This window comes from Bdellovibrio sp. ZAP7 (assembly GCF_006874645.1).
Classification (GTDB): domain Bacteria; phylum Bdellovibrionota; class Bdellovibrionia; order Bdellovibrionales; family Bdellovibrionaceae; genus Bdellovibrio.
Map to the genome: position 1 here is coordinate 1,455,392 of NZ_CP030082.1, position 18,231 is coordinate 1,473,622.

The window sequence follows — 18,231 nt, forward strand, 5'->3', positions numbered from 1 at the left end:
TAGTTCGTACCATAGATATAAGGAGAGATCGCATGGCGATCCAAATTTACATCAATATTGAATATGACATCTGTCGCAGAAGGTGTGGCCGACGGAGATGGTGAAGGAGATGGTGAAGGAGATGGTGAAGGAGATGGCGATACCGTTGGCGACGGAGAAACTGTCGGTGAAGGGCTTACCGTGGGCGATGGTGATACTGTTGGTGAGGGCGAAGCTGTTGGCTTTGGTTTGGGACGACGTCTGCCACCAGATAGATTGCTTTGAACTTCGAGATCGCCATTGGCAACCTGGGCTGATAAATCTGTTTGTGAGCAGTTTTGGAAGAGTAACATCATTAAAAGCGCAGATAAAACCGTCGCAATTTTTTTTCGCTTACGCCAAAGTGTTTTCATATATCCCCCACTAACAATGATGCAAGTATTCGATCTTTCGAGCACTGAATCTTAAGGGAACGGCTCACTTCTGTTCAGATTTCCTTAACGAAAGGTCAGCAGGAGTGCGAAAGCGTCAAACTTTTTTCCGTCTGAATAATCGCCAAACAGCGGCGAATTGCCAAGGTGTCATAAAGCTGGACCTGTTCCACTGAGAGTGTTGAGATAGAATATGTGAAGGGGGTCTTATGGGTAAATTTCTTGGGTTATTCATAACAATGCTGTTGTTTGCGGGATCATTGTCGGCGAAAGAAGGCGATTATAAAAAACCCTCTGATGCTGAGTTAAAGAAAAGACTGACTCCCATGCAGTATCAGTGCACACAACAAGCTGCAACGGAAAGACCCTTTAATAATGCCTATTGGGATAATAAAAAAGAAGGGATCTATGTCGATATCGTTAGTGGTGAGCCTCTTTTTAGCTCAACAGATAAATATGATTCTGGTACGGGCTGGCCCAGCTTCACCAAAGCCATTGATGACAATGCGGTTGTGACTAGGGCAGATCATGAAATGTCGGTGGAAAGAACAGAGCTTCGTTCCAAAGGCGCAGACTCCCACTTAGGACATTTATTCGACGACGGCCCGGCGGATAAAGGTGGTAAACGCTATTGCATTAATTCTGCCGCCTTGAAATTTATCCCGAAAGAAGAGATGGAAGCCAAAGGCTATGGCCGCTATCTAAAACTCTTTACTAAAAAGTCCAAATAGCTCAAAAAAATGTCAGTGAACTCTTGCTGTTTTGGTGGCAACACTGGTGAGAGTCGCTGACGTACTTGCCTCAATTAATTTCACATCGAAATGTTTTTCCACCAAAATTTGGCGCACCTCTGCTTCAGAATAATAGTGTGTTGTGCCCGCCGCAGTCGTCACTTCGCCGGTCCCCAGGGGAAGACTTACGAAGAGGGCTCCATCTTCCGGCAGCATCAAATGAATCAGTTCAAGATTGTGTTCCAACTGATCCTCGGGCATGTGGTCAAAAGCGGCACCGCCCCAAATGCCGTGCAGGTTTTTGGGTACTTTGAGAGAGGCTAGATTTTTGACGGTGCCTTGGATCATTTCAATGCCTTCTTGTTTCCACTTTTTAACGAGGTCCTCATTTTCTTCAATACAAACGACATTGAAGCCATTCGTTTTAAATTTGCTCAAAAGCTCGGTCGAACCCGCGCCCAGTATCAAAACTGTCGATGCTGGCTCAAGCAGCGATAGAAACGTCTTCACACTGTTCAGATACTCCGGTGGAATGATGGCGTTACTCACGAGTTCCATAAATCCTCCGGCACGAGACGAACTTTCCCGTGATGGCTGCTTTCATGTTTGATTTTTCTTTTCGGAAGTTCGATGGGCTTTTCTTTAATATTTTTGTATTCGATCTGGCTTAAGATGTGTTTGATGATATTCAAACGAACGCGCTTTTTATCCTCTGAAATGGCGAAATACCAAGGCGCCCATGACGTGTTGGTTTTCTTAAACATATCGTCACGAGCCTTCGTGTAATCATCCCAACGATCATAGGATTTCAAATCCATTTCCGAAAGCTTCCAAGTTTTTCGACCGTCTTTGATTCGGTCCTTCAGGCGGCGCTCTTGTTCCTTGGGGCTTACCTCTAACCAGTATTTCAATAAAATGATCCCCGAATCGACCATGGTTTTTTCTAACAGAGGAGCATTCTGTAAAAACACTTCCACCTGTTCTTCCGGGCACCACCCCATAACTCGTTCTACGCCGGCGCGGTTGTACCAGCTTCGGTCAAAGATCACGATCTCACCAGCCGCAGGGAAGTGCGGAACATAGCGCTGCAGGTACATCTGACTTTTTTCCCGCTCGGTAGGAGCGGGCAGGGCAACCACGCGAAAAACCCGAGGGTTGACTCTTTCGGTCAGGGCTTTAATAGTTCCACCTTTGCCGGCGCCATCGCGGCCTTCAAAGACAATACAAACGCGGAGGCCTTTGTGCACAACCCAACGTTGCAGTTTCACAAGCTCTATGTGTAATTTCCTAATTTCCGCTGCGAAGACTTTTGAACTGAGAGGTTCGGAATGATGCTTATCCAGAGCTCTCATGCTTTGTTTCTTGGTCATTTGCTTCTCCGAAATCTCAGTGTGTTTTAAGTTTAGAAACGATCCCCTTTGAAGAAAACAAGGGAAGGGTTTTTCTGCCAAGAATCGTCATATGTCTGAAACTTACACTGGACTCCAAGTGTGAATGGACACTTGATTTGAGTTCAGTCCGGTATGAATCTCGCATTTTCCCGAAGAAATTCTTCAGGAGAAACTCCAGTGTCTAAAAGTCATTCAGCACGCTTGTTTATGGGTGCCGCGGTTTTCGCGGGTGCAATCCTCCTGGGCAGCCCGGCGTTTGCGGCCCGACGCTCCTGCATTGAAAAACAGGCGCTGGACAAAGTTTTGACAAGTTTCATGTTCGTTCAAAATGATGACAAGGAATCGCCAGTAAAGCGTTATTCCGAAAAGGATGCCTGTGACACCGGCGACTTCCGTGGTGTGGTCGACGCCATTCTTTTTATGAAAAACCTGCCCTCCTTTAAAAATACCCCTGAAAAGTTCAAATCCCTGATCAGCGAGCAAGGGCCCTCAAAGTTCCTGAAAACTCGCATTGAAAATATCGTCCTCGAGACGGATAGCAATCATGTCTGCGCGGATGGAGCCGGGGCGTACGTCAATCAAAGTGAACATGATACTAAAATTATGCACGTGTGCCCGGCGCTTGTTTCCGATCAGTCGACGCCCTTGATGGCTGCGGCCGGACTTTTACACGAGGCTCGGCATATTGACGGTTTTGAACACATCGACTGCGATCACGGCGAATTTTTTGGCACCGTCTATTCGGCTTGTGATAATACCTATGAGGAACAGGGTTCTTACGGAGTCGGCACAGCCTTTCACCTGTATGTCTATCTTGGCACTAAGAACGAGGCCCTACGCGATGAGGCTCGCGCCAACGCCGCAATCGAGTTGGTTCGACGCTTTAACAAGACTCCGCTTGGAATCAAACAAGGTGCCCTGGTTCAATCTAATGATAAGAAAATTTCATTTTATGATGGGACAAAAGTTTCCTTGCTGGTGGAGTTGCGCTTAGATGTCGCAGCTTCCACGGTGAAACGGGGATTTCCTTATTTTTTCTTTAAAAATGGACAAGTTGCAAAATACGATTTTACTTCCGACTGGCCGATGGTGGAAGGTCCTTTAGTGGAGACCTATAATAAACTGAGTGAAGACGAAATGGCCGACGTCCGTGATATCACTGTGGGCTCGGTCTATTGCATTTTACTTTCAAAGCGAGTGACGTGCTATGGGAACAACGGATCGTCTGGGTTTAGATTGTATCAAATGAATCCCGTGAATTTTTATCTAAGACCCGAGTGGGGCCCTGACTGGATAGCCGTCCGTGGCAGCGATGGAAAGATCTATCGCTTGCCGGATGAACCAACGGAGTTTGCAAATACCAGTGAGGCAGATTTGGAAACCATTGACAATCCTTATCCTGCTGTCAGTTCTTTTGCAAAGGTTGCGGGGAAGGTTGTCGGAGTATCTCCTAAAGGGAATATCGTGGAAACCACGGATGGGACCAACTGGAGCCAAGTAAAGCCTTACTCTGGCTTTAAGTTCAAAAAACTATATCCATTCTATTGGTCGAAAAAACTGGAAGATTTATAGAATAAAAAAAGCGCAGTCAGAAAACTGCGCTTTTGTGATTTAAGCGGCTTTGTTTGAGCCCGCTGAATCTTTCATCGAGCTTACCAGCTCGGTCAGAATCTGAGCATCTGACAAAAGCTGTGCTGAAGTTTCATTTAGGTTATTGGCATAGTCTGTATTCTGTGCAGTTAGTGCTTCTACAGAATGAATTGTCTCAGTCACGTTGCTCAGCTCTTGACCTTGTGCCACGCTGGACGTCGCGATCTCTTTATTCAAAGTTTGCACCCGCTCAATGGAGCTTAGGATTTCGCTTAAAGACTTATTGCTAAGGTCCGCGCTCTTTTCGCCAGCCTTAATCGTATCGACATTTCCTTTAACCAAAGCAGAAATATCTTTGGCAGAGCTTGAGCAGCGTTGTGCCAGGGTACGCACTGCTTCTGCAACCACGCCGAAACCACGACCGTGCTCACCAGCACGAGCCGCTTCCACGGAGGCATTCAACGCCAGCAAGTTCGTTTGGAAAGCAATGTCTTCAATTACAGTCACGATGTTATTAATCTCATTGGCACTTGAAGAGATTTTTTTAATTGAGTCGATAAGTTCCCGGATGTGTTTTGCACCATCTGTCGCGATTTCGCGAGAAGTCGTGGAAAGGGACTCAGCTTCCTTCGCAGATGTCGTATTTAGTGTCACCTGTGAAGTCAGGTCTTGGAGCATCTTAAGAGAGTTTTCGAGACCACGGCTGACACTTCCAGCGGACTCATCCAATTTTTTTCCTGTGTCTTCGATGGTCGTACAGCCCTCAAAGTTCTTGCCGGAAATGTTCGTTAATTGGGCGATCGTTGTATCTTGCAAAGAAATGAAGGCGCCGTAACGGCGAGCAATCAACATCAATGGAATCGCTTCCAGAATCACGAAAGTTGCATGCAAAAGCACGATACCAAAGCCGGCTTCGTAATTAAAGACACTCTTAGGTAACCACATAAAGAATGCCAAATGGTGAACCGCAATCGTTGCTGCCGCTGTTAGAATTGCACTCAGCATACCAAAGCTTAAACAGAAGGCCAGGGCGACGAACACGTGAAAGTGCATTTCGATCATGCCATTACCCAGATGGATCAACATTCCGGAAAAACACATGATCGTCATCGCTAGTAAATTAGGCAGAAGGGCCGTGGCATTACCCATAAAGTACAGAGCCGTCGGCACAGATAAAATAAAAAGACTGCCTCCCCAGGCAAGCCACTGGCTGTGACCATTGGTGGCTGCTAGGTACGAAAACACCGGAAGGTGCAAATACAAGCTTATTAAAAACATCCACGAGCGAGAGCGGGTAAACGATTGTCTAAAGTTCATCTTTGACCTGACCTGTATATTTCATTGAAAAAGGATCAACAATTTTTTGAAGTTTGCGACTGACGGCGCATCCGAAGATAGGAAAGTTTGCAACGCCGCCAGATCCCTGCAAACCGCGCAGAATTTCCAAGTCCCGTACCGGGCTGCCATCCTGAACAGATTTTTCGGAGTAACCACCGGCATAAACGGTGTCTCCTTTGGGAGTTGTGATCAGTAAGAACGGCACTCCCAATTTAGAAATGTCTTCTTTTAAATCATCGGGATCTAGCGCACGGGTTTTAAAACCTTTTTGATGCAGCTCCGTGATTTGTGGGGGATGACCGATCACCAAAATTTCTTCGTTCACATCTTTTTCAGGTCCACGGGCTAACAAGTATTCCACAATTTTTGCGGAGCACTTGCAGGACTCGCTCACTACGTGTGTTAGTGTCCACTTGCCGCCCTGACTCTGGGCCAGGGACGGGAGCGCAGAAAAGCTCATTAGATGCCAGCCATAAAACTGCGACACCATGAAAAGGCTTCCTGTAGCCCAAAACACTAAGATTGAGGTCAAAAAAAACTTTTTGATCATGCAGGAGCGCTTCGGATTTTCTTCACCAATTTTTGATAACCGCGGAGTCGCGTTTTCCTGAATTTTCAGCGAATTGGACAATGGTCGTGCCGCAAGAGTCCCGAAAGCTGCGATAATGAGATAGCAATTCATTTATAAAGGAGTTTTTATGCAAACCTCCCAACAGAAAAGCAACTTTCCCTCAGTTCATAAACATTCCACCCCTCAATCACAGCTCTTAACGCTTGATCGAGCATTTGATGTTCCCGTCGAAGAACTGTTTAAAGCCTTCACCAGCTCTGAAGCTTTAAAAGCGTGGTGGTGGCCTCAAGGGCTGTATGCAGATCGTGTCGATATTGATTTCCGCGTAGGCGGCCGGGTTTTCATTAACATGAAAGGGTACGATAAGGGCGGTGGAGGAATGATCAGCACCTACGAAGAGATCGTCGATAACGAACGGATTGTTATGACGGATCAGTTCGCAGATGAAAATGGGAAAGCTATTACTGCTCAAGAAGCTAAAATGCCCGGTGAGTGGCCGGAGGTAGGTTACATCACGCTGGATTTTTTAGCGGAAGGAGCTGACGCAAGTCGCTTGGCACTATCCCAAGAAGGTGTGCCAAATGAATTGCAAAGTGACTGCGTTCAAGGCTGGATGCAATCTTTCGATAAGCTGGAAAAATATTTGGCGTCTGAAAGGCACTAAAGGGAATTGCAGCTTAACGAAAATGTCTGTTTCTCGCCAGCTTCGTTCATCAGAACCATTTTGCTAGAGCCCGTTCCTTGGTGAACTAAAAGATAAAATTGGTTATCCGTGCTTTCGAAAGCGGAATAACCATTCGCATACACCGAATGAACTTCTTTTTCAGACACCAGGCGAGATCCTTTATCATCTTTAAGAGTCACTAAGGCTCTTCGAGATATTTCGTTCGTGATTTGTACCAGGAGGTTTCTGCTTCCATTTTGGGGGATGCATGTAACTAAAGCGCTTTCTGCAAATGCAGGCAGGCCGAAAGAGATGATGGCAATTGAAAAAAAGGTTTTCATAAAGCTCCTAACGGTGGACGTTGCTAGATTTGGAATGGGTGTAGCAAATTCAACGGTGATTGGGAACCTTTGAAGCTTTAATAATATGCAATCACAAGGACTCCATCGGAATTGATGGAGTAATAAATCAAAAAAAGCCGCTGATGAAAGCGGCTTTTCTTCGTGGAACTCGGTGGATCTACTCTTTAAGTTCTCCCACGGGAATAACACCTAAGGATTTGAAACTATCCAGTGGCATATTTTTGTCTCGACGAACTCGGTCAAAGTAGTAGTCATTGTCTTGGTAGACAAACTGACGGGGATCTTGGTCATTCCCGAACCAGATATAGAAATCACTGCAGTTGATGCCTCCACGTTCACAATCCACCCATGCCCATAGCACAATCATTTTTTGCGGATCAATGGCGCCCGCCGAGAATCCTAACTTTTTAGCGTTTTGCGCGAATGAAGCCAGGGGCAAACCTTTCGAATTCAAAAGGCCTTGGACCATCTCTTTCATTGGAGGCATGGGTTGCCCTGGGGCTCTTTTATCCGCATAGTTCCAGAATTGTCCTGCCGTCGTATAGTTAATCAAGTCATGGTTCCAAATCAGATTTTGCGGACGGTCATACAAGGCTTCGCCATTCATCACGCGCTTCATGGTTTTAGGTAAGCTGAAGAATGCGTTGTCTGGATAGATGATCGTTTCACTTTGAATATTAGGCAGCAAAACTTCAAGGTACGATTTCACCATCTCGGGTTCGTTTCGGTTGCGTTTGATATCAACCATCAAAGCCAAAGCCAGAATTTGATAGGAACGATATTTCTCCAGCTGATCATTGATATTTTTGAAATATTCCACATCAATAACGGGATTGTTATCGCGTTGAATTTGCGCGAAAACTTTTTGTAAAGGTTCAAGGTCGGTCGAGGGTGTGAAGTTCGCGTGGATGGCGTTAATCAAGGCTTCCCCGGTTGCCAGAATTTTGTCTTCTGAACCTTTGATATTGGCAGCGATTCTTTTTGCAGCTTCTGCATCAATGACTTTGCCATCCTTCATATTCGCCAAGGCTTGCTTGTTTTGATTTAAAATATATTTTAGTTGAGTCGAGAAATCCTCCCAAGCTGTGGCAATGGGGCGCATCCCAGTTTCGTAACGGCTCACTTTGATTTCAGTTTCGATTTTACTAAGAGTATTTTGGATCTCGGTTAGGCGGCCCATCACTTGGTTTAGCAAATCCAGAATTTTGCTTTGTTTGTCCTCCAGACCCAGGCCTTTTTCTAATTCATTAAAGATTTGGGCACCGGCTGCGCCCACAACACCGGCGGCTAATTTTTCAGCAAGCCAGGATTCAATTCCCTTTGGTAAGGGAGCCTCCTCAAGGTGAATATTGCGATCGTCGCCACGAGTATAGGGAGAGATATAGTCCAGATCAGCGCGTGCAAAGGAAGGGGCAATTGCAGAAGAGATGCTCGAAAGGATCAGGGCCATGTGGATGATTTTTGTTTTGAACAGTTTCATAATGTCTCCTATGACCGATACCTATTGCAGCGGCGGTGCCAGTCGAATTGGGCATTAAAGTGAATACAGTGACTTTAAACGGAGGGCTGCCGGGCATCCGGCAGGGGTGTCTGCCGCTATCTCGGCATTGCCGAGTAACCGACATGTAAGAGAAACTCTTCTGTTTATTAAATGCACATAAGGCGAAATAACTTGGCACAGCTGATGCTATGGGGAATAAGTAACTTCATCTGAAAGCGGGTCAGTTTATGAAAGCACTTTTTGGTTTCGCCTTTTTGATTTCAACCTTGGTTTCCGGATTGGCGCAGGCGGAGGAAATGAACTCTCCCGTTCTTATCCAGCAACAGTTTTCAGATGCCCCAGCTACCCCGGCAACAATTAACGATACACTTTTAAGCACTTTATCTTTTCAGTTCATCACGTCCGATTTGCTGCCAGGACAGAAAATGACCGTGCAATTGGCAGAAGGTTTTGCGCATTTTGATGTACAGCGAAATGAGGCGGGGAAGTTGTTCCTAACTTTTGAAACTGGATATCCGGAAGAACTTAAGAACTATTCAATCGAAGAAATTCAGCCGGATTATTTTGAACTGCAAATCACTGCTTGGAATGTTATGACGTATCCAAGTGCTCAAATCCGTGCCCAGATGTTTTCCGGAACGGGGCAAAGCCGCCAGGTACAGTTCTCAAATCGCATTTACCCTTTGATCAACATCACAGCTAAGTCAGACTTGCCAAAGCTTGCCGAGAAATCCACGGATGTTCTGAGAATGAGTGAATGGTTTGATATCTTGTTTCAGGGGACCCAAGTGAAAACGGGAACGTTGATTCAGGTGGGAGTTTCATTCAAAAAACCATTTAATAACTCGGAACTCGCCGAGGTGGTTCCTGTCGTAATTCTTCCGACAACGGCTTATCAGCCCGAACTATCAAAACAGCTAGAGCGTGCGATTGCGAACTGGATCACTGCCAACGCGGTAAACATTGACCACGGCTCCCTAGTCATTGACTTTACTATTGTTAAAGAGGCACCCGACGGTGGCAGCGTTCCTGGATATATTTTGAAGGGGCTGGACTTAGACTTCACTAATATCGCACTCTGAAACAAGACCTTGTGCTTAAATTTTCTCCTTTTCTTGAGTCTGGATGCCATCGATTACAAAATGACGACTCAAGCATCTAAGGAGAAACACCATGCAAAAATATATCGTGGGCCTTTCAGCGGCTCTATTGGTTACAGGTTGTGTAACAAAATCTAAATACACTGCAGACATCAACGAGCGTGATGGCGCTTTGGCTCAAGAAAAAGCTGCGGTGACAGCTTTAACAACAGAAAAACAACAACTGACAGGCGAAAAGCAGCAGCTTGAACAAAAATTGATCGTGGTCACAAAAGATCGTGGTCAGTTGAAAACTTCTTTGGACGAGATGAAGCAGGCGATGGCAGAAATGAGAGCTCGCCAGGCTGAAGAAAGAAAACGTCTTAAAGAATTCGAAGACCTGACAAAACGTTTCCAAAAATTGGTCGACACAGGAAATATCTCAGTTAAAGTTATTGATGGAAAAATGGTTGTAAGTTTGGGCTCTGACGTTTTGTTCGGTTCTGGCTCTGCGAAACTTTCACCAGCAGGTCTTGAAGCGATCAAAGAAGTTACCAACCAACTTAAAACGATCCCAGGCAAGTCCTACCAAGTTGAAGGTCACACAGACAATTTGAAAATCGCGACAGCCGTTTTCCCTTCTAACTGGGAATTGGCTTCGGCTCGTGCCTTGAACGTAACTCGTGCGATGATTGATGCAGGTATGCCAGCTGCTAACGTCAGTGCGGCAAGCTTCGGCGATACTCACCCGGTTCAATCGAATGACACTCCAGAAGGCAAAGCGGCAAATCGTCGTATTGCGATTGTGGTCGTGCCAGATCTTTCGACAATGCCTGGTTATGAAGAGCTTAATAAAATGAGCTCTAAGCAAGAAGCGGCAGCAGCTGCTCCGGCGAAATAGTCTGATTTGATTCAGAAAATAAAAAGGGAGCCCGCTGGCTCCCTTTTTTATTTAGACTTCTTCTTGTTTTAGGGCTTCAAGCAGATTTGCGAAGCATCCACGAAGTTCTTCTTCAGAGTGTTGTTGACGAATCAATTCACTCAAAATCACGTCGCTGTTCAGAGCTTCTTGAAGTGCGCTTTTAAATTTTTCAACGGAATGATGGCCTGGATTCAAAAGTTGTTTATCCATGACTTTAACAAGAACCGCAGTGCTTTTAGAGCTGGAAGGTTTTTTATGTTGTTTTACGAGTTCGATCAGACGAAGCACTAGGGGATTAGTTGTTGTACTCACAGGGTTCCTTTACGGGTTTAATAACAAATTTAAGCAAATGCTCCGGCATCAGCCAGAATTTGCAAGGACTTCAGATCCTGCTTCAGTGTTGCGCCTTTTAAGTAGCTACTCACTGTGCATGTTCCGCCATCATTGATGGCCTTGACTAATTTTAAGAGGCTGTCAGCCTTTGAAGTTTCAACTAAAGCGCCACCAAAACTGAAATAGTATTTATCTTTGGCCGTCTGACTTTGTTGCCATAGGATCAAAGCCTTCGGATTGCGCAGTTCAATACGAGACTTCGCAGACAATTTGAAATCAATTTGTGGGATAGATTTAAAGCCCTGTAAAGAAATATGCTGCATCCAGGATTTCAAGAACGTCTCTTGAATTTCTGCAGCCGACAGTTTCTGTAAAGATGCAATCGACTGCTGATAAGCCTCAGGCAGCTCGCTCACTTCACCAGCCTTACTGTGCAAAGTTTTAAATTTTGTCATTGGCGCAGAAGCCAAGACTCCGCCCTTAGAATTCAAAAGATCTTTCAAAGAGTCCGAGAAAAGTTGTTTGTGAGGCTGATCCACCCACACACCTAAGCTCCAGGTGGCGCTAAAGGATCCATCAGACTCCGCAATATGCCAATCGGCCGACGGCCAATAAGTCATGTCGCCGGGACCTGCCTCAAGCACGACTGATGCCTTTTTATGCTTATCATATTTAAAAGCGCGATCCAGGGAGGGGTTCTTACGAACATATTCCTCACTCCAAAGACGGAATTTTTTTGTGCCTGCCACGGGAAAGCTAAAAACACCGCAGGAATCCACGTGAACTCCAAACGGAGTCTTGCGGTAATTCCCCAGGTACAAACCCATTTCAGCAAAACGATTCGGGAAGCCGACATGTCGATAAAGTTCGTCAGTGAAGTCCGTCAGCAGGTGGTGTTTTTTAAGGTTCACTTTCAAAAGTTCATCACAAACCAGGCAGTAATCGGGGAAGAGCTTTTTCATACGCTCGTGATAGCCCTGAAGGGATTTGTCCTCTTTTTCAGGCAAAACCTGCAAAACGTCTTCGGCATCCGCTTTAAAGCCATCGATATAGAATTTAAACCCCTCAGGATCGTTTGATTTACGGCAGCGGTCGCTATAAAGCACCAAAAGGTCAAAGATTTCGGCAGCACTGATTTCCTGTAAAGAGGATTGGACGTTATTCAGGGACAGCGCCTTTTTTTCCCAATGGTTTTTGGCGAAGTTTTTCCAAAACTTTTGATCGAGTTTTACGGGTGTCGCCAAGGAAGCTCCAATACTGATAATTGCGGAAAAATTGGTTCTGGCAACATTCGTTTAGAATCCATTTTGAGTCAAATAAAGCACTCTAAAATCTGCCTGGCGTCTGAGGGGCTTGTAAATTTATCAACGAGATCTGAAGGGGTGCATAAGCCCTTGTGGCCTATCGGGAATTAGCTTAAAAAAGAGCATCTCTGGAGACCCCAAAATGAACCTAGCCGCCGTCACCTTTCAAGATGAAATCAAAACTATCGAGCTTAAGCGTGACGTGACCAAGCATATGAAGCAGGGGCATCGCTGGCTTTTTGCTAACTGCTTTGACGACAACAAATCAATCAAGTCAGGCATTCATCTTTTGAACTTTAAGGGTGAAACCTTGGCCCTGGGTATTTGGCAGGCTGACACTCAGCTGCGCTTCCGTGTTCTGGTTTTGGCGGATGAGCCCATTTTTCGTCGCAATAACATGAAACGCACATTAGAGCTTTATTTTGAAAGCCAGTGGCGTAAGGCCGTTGAAATCCGCAGAACCTTCGATTTGGCGGTGACGAACTCCTTTCGTTTGATCAACGGGGAAGGCGATGGTCTACCTGGTTTGATCGTGGATATCTATAATGACACCGCGGTTATTAAGCATGACCATGCCGTCATGGAAAAGACTTGGAATGCTTCCGTTATCGCCCAAAAAATCCAAGAGGCCTTCCCGCAAATTAAATGCGTGTATCTAAAGCGTCGTAATGATGCTGAAGAAAAAGGTACCAACATTGTTGGAACATTGGCGCCTGAGACTCAGTTCTTGGAAAATGGTGTTCTTTTTGCCTCGAACATCCGGGATGCAGCAAAGACGGGCTTTTTCCTGGATCAACGGGATAACCGTAAAATGATCCAAAACTTCGCCAAAGGGAAATCGGTCTTAAACCTTTTCAGTTACACAGGTGGTTTTTCTATTTTCGCCGCCAAAGGTGGCGCGACCGAAGTGACTAGCGTCGATATCGCTAAAGTAGCTATTCAAGCGGTCGCTCGTAATTTCGAAATCAATGACCTAAAAACGGTTCATAACGATGTGGCGACGGATGCCTTCGCTTATCTTGAGCAATTGAACGTGGAAAAGAAAAAATACGACATCGTTATTACTGACCCTCCAAGCTTTGCACCGAATGAGAAATCAGTGGAGCAAGCAAAAGCGGCGTATACGAAAGTATTCTCAAACTCTATCAAGCTGGTAAACCCAGAAGGACTATTTGCTGCGAGCTCTTGTTCTAGCCATATTTCCACAAAAGAATTCATGGACATCTGCCAGGAAGCTTTTTCTCGCGCACGTAAAAAGGCGACATTGGTTTACATCGGTGGACAACCAGTCGACCATCCCTATCCTTTGGCGATGGAAGAGCTTCGTTATTTGAAGTTCGCCCTGTTCCGCTTGGATTAGTCTTTAAAGGATTAGAAATGAAAACAATTGCCAGTCTTCGCCAGGAAATCGATCAGGTCCATAAAGAGCTACATGCACTGTTATTGCGACGTCGTGAATTGACCATGGCGGTTTGGGAGATCAAACAGCAAGAAGGGCAGCCATTCTTTAATGCCGCTCGTGAGGATCAAATTCTTCAGGACTTCTTAAATATGGATGGCAAGCAAGGACAAGATCCACAATTTGATGAGCTTTTAAAAGGAGTGATGAGTTCGGTCCTCCGAGAGTACGAGAAATATTTAAGATTTCATTACGATAAATAAATAAAAACCGGCACACCAGCCGGTTTTTTAGTATTCAACTCATAATAGGTCTAGTATTCCGATTAAGAGTCGGCAAGGTAGGCAACCATTCTAAGTTTAGCCCTTCAAAGAAACATTTAGGAACCCGTTACATATGGTGTATCCAAAAATGAGCGTTTTAAATTTGAGGTAACTATGACTATTGGAAGTAAATTGGTGAGTCTAGGAATCGGGATGAGTTTGGTGTCTGTATGTGTGGCTGCCTTTGCTTATTGGGGGCAGGCTCGTACCCAAGACAAATACGAGAATGTCGCACGGGGGGTTTTAGATGATGTCATTACCACGGACTCAGTCTTTTTGGGCTTTAAGCAAGTTCGAATTTCTATCAGGACTTTAGGCCTTGAAGGCATTACCCCAGCCCAGGAAGAACAGGCCATCAAAGAAACGATGGCCGCCATCCAGGATGTCGACACCGAATTAGCAAAGTTTGAAAGATCTAATCTTCTTCCGGGAGAGAAAGAACTTGTGACTCCGCTTTTATCAAGATGGAAGGAATTTAAAGGCATTGGCGGTAACATTTTAAATTTTCAAAAGATGGGAACGGCAGAAGGCCGCAAGAATATGACGGCGATTTTCTATAAAGAATGTCCCGAAAGCGCACAAGCGTTTATGAATGCGGCGATTACGCTAAGGGCTTTTTTAACTCATCAACAGAAAGTATGGGTAGAAGACGCGCGCGAAACGGCAAAGGCAAACAATGTTATGCTCATGGTTATTTCGGCTGTGGGAATTTTTCTGGGCCTTGCAGTAAGTATTGGTTTCTCGTCTAAACTTTCTAAAGATCTTTTAAACGTCAGCGATGACCTTGCACAGGGCTCTTCGCAAGTTTCTTCCGCTTCGGAACAAATCGCACAAACTGCAGCGACCTTATCGGAAGCTTCAAGTAAGCAGGCCGCATCTTTAGAAGAGACAGTTGCAACAGTTGAGGAATTAACATCCATGGTGCGTTTAAACATGGATAATGCGAAGCAAGCGGCAGCCCTGGCTGGTTCGACCAGAGATATTGCAATCAAGGGCGAGCAAGAAATTAAAACTTTGATTTCCTCTATTCAAAGTATTACCGCGGACTCTAAGAAGATCGCGGAAATTACAACGGTCATTGATGATATTGCATTCCAAACGAACCTTTTGGCGTTGAACGCCGCAGTCGAGGCCGCTCGCGCGGGAGAGCAAGGGAAGGGATTCGCTGTTGTGGCGGAGGCGGTTCGTAATTTGGCACAAAGGAGTTCTGAATCTGCTAAAGGAATCACGACACTTATCAGTGAAAGCGTTGAAAAAATCGAGCGCAGTTCTCAACAGGCTACAATCGGGGGCAGTGTCTTGGCCGAAATCGTGTTGTCAGTACGGAAGGTTTCGGAAATTAACGATGAGATCGCACATGCAAGTGAAGAGCAGTCTTCTGGTATCGTGCAAATAGGTCAAGTGATGAACCAGTTAGATCAAGTGACTCAACAGAATGCGGCTTCCTCGGAAGAAGCTGCTGCTTCTGCCGAAGAATTGTCTGCTCAATCAAAATCGTTGATGAGTGGAGTCGGCAATTTGACGGGTATGGTATCGGGTAAACAGCACGGCGTCAGCGTTCAAGTTGCGGCCTAAAAAAAGATAAAATTTCAAAGGCTGTCCCGTGTTTGCACAGGGACAGCTATTTTTTGCGACTTTGGTATTCTTTTTCTCTGCCGAAGTGGCTTTCAGAAAGACCATAGCTTTCAACGTTGCCCAGGTCTTTAATCAAAGAATCCAGATCCGTTTTTCCTTGGATGAAATCAAGGTGTGCTTTGATTTTAGTGATCAATTCAGCACCGCGCTCTTTCAAGGCTTCGTAACGAACAAAGCCCAGACCGTGAGATTCCCACTCTTTAACGTAACGAGCAGCTGATTGAGATTTACCGTTGTACATCGTATTACGGCACTCTTGATCCGGCTTGATTTGGTGCCAGTTACCGAATTGGTCTTTCAATTTCACATCGTGCTTTTCACAAGGCTTACCGCAGTCCTTAAAGCTCGTACCCTTGCTTAGGAATGCTGCAAATACACAGTGCTCCATGTGGAAGCTTGGCATGTATTGGTAAGCAGTTACTTCAAAACGCTCAGCTTGACCCGCTTGAATCAATTCGCTGACCTGTACATGGTTAAGGTCGTAACCCAAGCACACACTGGAAAGGCCCTTGTCGAGCAAGTATTGCGCTGTCAAATGATTGGCAACGTTCAAGCTGAAATCACCCAGGATTTGACCTTTGTAGTTATTGGCTTGCAAGTATTGAACAGCACCCAAGTTGCGGGCCAGGATGGCGTCAGGGTTTAGGTTCAACAGGTGTTTGATGTTGCGTTGTTCGTTGGGTTTTAAGATTCGAGTGGTGGCAACGCCGACTTTGACGTTTTCAGATCTTAATACATTCAAGCTAGGTTCGAAATCCAAACCAAATTCAAAATCCAAGATCGCAAGGTTGATATCCGAGGCCTGCAGTTCGCCATTCTTAACAGCGTTCGCAACGTCCTCAACCTGACCCTTGTCACGCAGAAGCAAGTTCAGCTTAAGGCCTTCTGCAGTGCGAGCGGTGATTTTTTTGCTGCCAATCCACTCCATAACTTGAGCGTCAGGAGTGATGGCTGGAGCTGCACCATTTTGAATGCGCAAGTCAGTCAATTCTTTGACTAGCTTTTGGCGAAGTTCTTTCACTTGTTTGTTTGGCAAGAACAGGGGTGTGGTTGAATCCAATTCGGCTTCAAAACCTTCGCCACGGAAAGGGCTTCCCATCAGCGCAAAAAGCTCTTCGCGCAAATCCAGGGAGTTTAAGCCCTTGTTTTTTGCTGGCTCACAGATGTTTTCGGAAGTTCCGACCACTGTGTACTTGCCATCAGAATATTGAACTTTCAAAGGCTGACCCAAAGAGGCTTCCGCGCGCACATTCACGGGCAGGCGTTTTTTTCTTTGCTTGTCTTCAACACTCAAAGAGACGTCTTTCTTAAGATCTTTGTCATGGTTATAGAACACACGAGCGCCGTTATAGAAACCTTCCATCGCGATGTCTCTTGAAAACTCTAAAGAAAAACGGCGAGGGGAAAGGGACTTAACTGCGAACACAAAGCCGCCTTTTTCAGCGTCTTGACCATGGCGATCTTTATAAACCCACAAGATACCGTCACCGGCCTGGATGAAGTCAGCTTTAAGACCTTGTTGAGCTTTGTCTTCAGTGATTTCAACTTCTAAAGAAGTCGGGTTCACTTTTATGACTTTACCGAATTCAAAACCGCGATGAGCGCTGAACGTACCTTCAACCAGTTCCTGGTGATTCACACCATGAAACCAACCGCTGTAGAAACCACGGGAGAAAGCTGTGGCCATTTGTTTTTTAAGCAAAATTGGATTTTGCAAAGACTGGCTGTTTTGCGCCGACGTGATTGCTTCATCAAAGCTGCGAGCAGCCGTTGCCACGTATTCTGGAGTTTTTAGACGGCCTTCAACTTTGAAGCAATCAACGCCCGCTTCAAGCAAGCTTGGAACTTCGTTGATGCCGCAAAGGTCTTGTGGAGAAACCAGAAAGGACTTGCCGCCCAGATCACGCTTTTCACCATCGACATGCATTTCGTAAGTAAAGCGACAGCTTTGCGCGCATTGCCCACGATTGGCAGAACGGCCACCGATACCTTCAGAAGTAAAGCATTGCCCAGAGTAGCTTACGCACAAGGCGCCATGCACGAACACTTCAATTTCTTTCGTCGTGTTTTGTTTGATGGAGTGAATTTCTTTAAGAGAGTTTTCGCGGGCTAGAACAAAACGTTGAATCCCCAAGTCGTCAAGCCACGTGATGGCTTCAGCATTAGTGACGCTCATTTGTGTCGAACCATGGATGCGTTGCTCTGGAGCCATTTGACGAATCAAACGGATCAAACCCAAGTCTTGAACGATGAAAGCATCTGGTTTGAGCGGAAGGATTTTTTGCAAAACTTCAACGGCTCCACGAAGCTCGTTCTGAAAAATCAGGATATTGAAAGCCAGGTTCACCTTTACGCCATGAAGGTGGCAAGTATCGATGATGTCCTTAACTTCTTCGATTTGAAAGTCGTGACTTCTGCCGCGGGCATTAAATCCCGGCACGCCCATAAAAATAGCATCTGCACCGTTATGGATAGCGGCCAAAGCCATATCCTTAGTACCAACTGGAAGAAGCAGTTCTGGGCGTTTCAAATCTGTTTTTTGCATGGGGCGTTTTACCAGATTTGGCCATTTTCGCATAGGGGGGAAGTGCCTTTTGAGCAAAAAATTACTGCTTCCAGCCCCTTAGAATGTATAGTCGATATGCAGTAGTAAGGTCAGGGCCGTCGTATTGGTTATC

18 protein-coding genes are annotated in these 18,231 nt (G+C 45.6%); 9 read left to right on the forward strand and 9 right to left on the reverse strand.

The genetic code is table 11. The annotated features are described in order from the left end of the window. Positions 1-63: 63 nt before the first annotated feature. The gene (locus DOM22_RS20235; RefSeq protein WP_371716620.1) at positions 64-264 is read left to right on the forward strand and encodes a hypothetical protein; all 201 of its coding nucleotides are present in this window, start codon (positions 64-66) and stop codon (positions 262-264) included. A 355-nt stretch (positions 265-619) separates the two neighbouring features. Next, positions 620-1,141, forward strand: coding sequence for a peptide-methionine (R)-S-oxide reductase MsrB (gene msrB / locus DOM22_RS07145; RefSeq protein WP_142699706.1), 522 nt, complete (start codon positions 620-622; stop codon positions 1,139-1,141). A 12-nt stretch (positions 1,142-1,153) separates the two neighbouring features. Here msrB and DOM22_RS07150 read toward each other — a convergent pair whose 3' ends face one another. Together DOM22_RS07150 and ppk2 are read right to left on the reverse strand one after the other, a co-directional pair. Then, complete coding sequence (locus DOM22_RS07150) at positions 1,154-1,699, reverse strand: hypothetical protein (RefSeq protein ID WP_142699707.1); 546 nt, start codon at positions 1,697-1,699, stop codon at positions 1,154-1,156. Continuing rightward, on the reverse strand, positions 1,687-2,511 hold the full coding sequence (gene ppk2, locus DOM22_RS07155) for a polyphosphate kinase 2 (RefSeq protein WP_142699708.1): 825 nt from the start codon (positions 2,509-2,511) through the stop codon (positions 1,687-1,689). Before ppk2 ends, DOM22_RS07150 begins: the two co-directional genes overlap by 13 nt. 198 nt (positions 2,512-2,709) lie before the next feature. On the opposite strand from ppk2, the gene DOM22_RS07160 reads away from it, so the two are divergent. After that, positions 2,710-4,104 (forward strand): hypothetical protein, encoded by a 1,395-nt coding sequence (locus DOM22_RS07160; protein WP_142699709.1) that lies wholly within the window; start codon positions 2,710-2,712, stop codon positions 4,102-4,104. Between the two features lie 39 nt (positions 4,105-4,143). On the opposite strand, the gene DOM22_RS07165 is transcribed toward DOM22_RS07160, so the two are convergent. Together DOM22_RS07165 and DOM22_RS07170 are read right to left on the reverse strand one after the other, a co-directional pair. Next, a complete protein-coding gene (locus tag DOM22_RS07165; protein WP_142699710.1) occupies positions 4,144-5,439 on the reverse strand; it encodes a methyl-accepting chemotaxis protein in 1,296 nt (431 codons plus the stop codon). Next, a complete protein-coding gene (locus DOM22_RS07170) occupies positions 5,429-5,821 on the reverse strand; it encodes a hypothetical protein (RefSeq protein WP_168196597.1) in 393 nt (130 codons plus the stop codon). The genes DOM22_RS07165 and DOM22_RS07170 overlap by 11 nt, the downstream gene beginning before the upstream one ends. Before the next feature lie 337 nt (positions 5,822-6,158). Here DOM22_RS07170 and DOM22_RS07175 point away from each other — a divergent pair, with 337 nt between their 5' ends. Beyond that, positions 6,159-6,695 (forward strand): SRPBCC domain-containing protein, encoded by a 537-nt coding sequence (locus DOM22_RS07175; RefSeq protein WP_142699712.1) that lies wholly within the window; start codon positions 6,159-6,161, stop codon positions 6,693-6,695. Here the strand turns inward: DOM22_RS07175 and DOM22_RS07180 are convergent. Then, positions 6,692-7,036 (reverse strand): hypothetical protein, encoded by a 345-nt coding sequence (locus tag DOM22_RS07180; protein ID WP_142699713.1) that lies wholly within the window; start codon positions 7,034-7,036, stop codon positions 6,692-6,694. The genes DOM22_RS07175 and DOM22_RS07180 overlap by 4 nt on opposite strands. Positions 7,037-7,214: 178 nt before the next feature. Continuing rightward, on the reverse strand, positions 7,215-8,537 hold the full coding sequence (locus tag DOM22_RS07185; protein ID WP_142699714.1) for a hypothetical protein: 1,323 nt from the start codon (positions 8,535-8,537) through the stop codon (positions 7,215-7,217). A gap of 248 nt (positions 8,538-8,785) precedes the next feature. Here DOM22_RS07185 and DOM22_RS07190 point away from each other — a divergent pair, with 248 nt between their 5' ends. Beyond that, entirely contained in the window at positions 8,786-9,640 is an 855-nt protein-coding gene (locus DOM22_RS07190) for a hypothetical protein (protein ID WP_142699715.1), read from the forward strand. Positions 9,641-9,731: 91 nt separating this feature from the next. Continuing rightward, positions 9,732-10,538 carry an OmpA family protein gene (locus DOM22_RS07195; protein ID WP_142699716.1) on the forward strand — a complete coding sequence of 269 codons (807 nt, stop codon included), beginning with the start codon at positions 9,732-9,734 and terminating at the stop codon, positions 10,536-10,538. 51 nt (positions 10,539-10,589) lie between these two features. On the opposite strand, the gene DOM22_RS07200 is transcribed toward DOM22_RS07195, so the two are convergent. Beyond that, complete coding sequence (locus DOM22_RS07200; protein WP_142699717.1) at positions 10,590-10,871, reverse strand: hypothetical protein; 282 nt, start codon at positions 10,869-10,871, stop codon at positions 10,590-10,592. A gap of 29 nt (positions 10,872-10,900) precedes the next feature. Beyond that, positions 10,901-12,136 carry a JmjC domain-containing protein gene (locus DOM22_RS07205; protein WP_246845881.1) on the reverse strand — a complete coding sequence of 412 codons (1,236 nt, stop codon included), beginning with the start codon at positions 12,134-12,136 and terminating at the stop codon, positions 10,901-10,903. 202 nt (positions 12,137-12,338) lie between these two features. Here DOM22_RS07205 and DOM22_RS07210 point away from each other — a divergent pair, with 202 nt between their 5' ends. From DOM22_RS07210 to DOM22_RS07220, 3 genes are all read left to right on the forward strand, one after another. Beyond that, a complete protein-coding gene (locus DOM22_RS07210) occupies positions 12,339-13,556 on the forward strand; it encodes a class I SAM-dependent rRNA methyltransferase (RefSeq protein WP_142699719.1) in 1,218 nt (405 codons plus the stop codon). Positions 13,557-13,573: 17 nt separating this feature from the next. Next, entirely contained in the window at positions 13,574-13,858 is a 285-nt protein-coding gene (locus DOM22_RS07215) for a chorismate mutase (RefSeq protein ID WP_142699720.1), read from the forward strand. A 174-nt stretch (positions 13,859-14,032) separates the two neighbouring features. Next, positions 14,033-15,493 carry a methyl-accepting chemotaxis protein gene (locus DOM22_RS07220; RefSeq protein ID WP_142699721.1) on the forward strand — a complete coding sequence of 487 codons (1,461 nt, stop codon included), beginning with the start codon at positions 14,033-14,035 and terminating at the stop codon, positions 15,491-15,493. 46 nt (positions 15,494-15,539) lie between these two features. Here the strand turns inward: DOM22_RS07220 and DOM22_RS07225 are convergent, their stop codons facing one another. Continuing rightward, complete coding sequence (locus DOM22_RS07225) at positions 15,540-18,131, reverse strand: U32 family peptidase (protein ID WP_246845882.1); 2,592 nt, start codon at positions 18,129-18,131, stop codon at positions 15,540-15,542. Between the last annotated feature and the right edge of the window lie 100 nt (positions 18,132-18,231).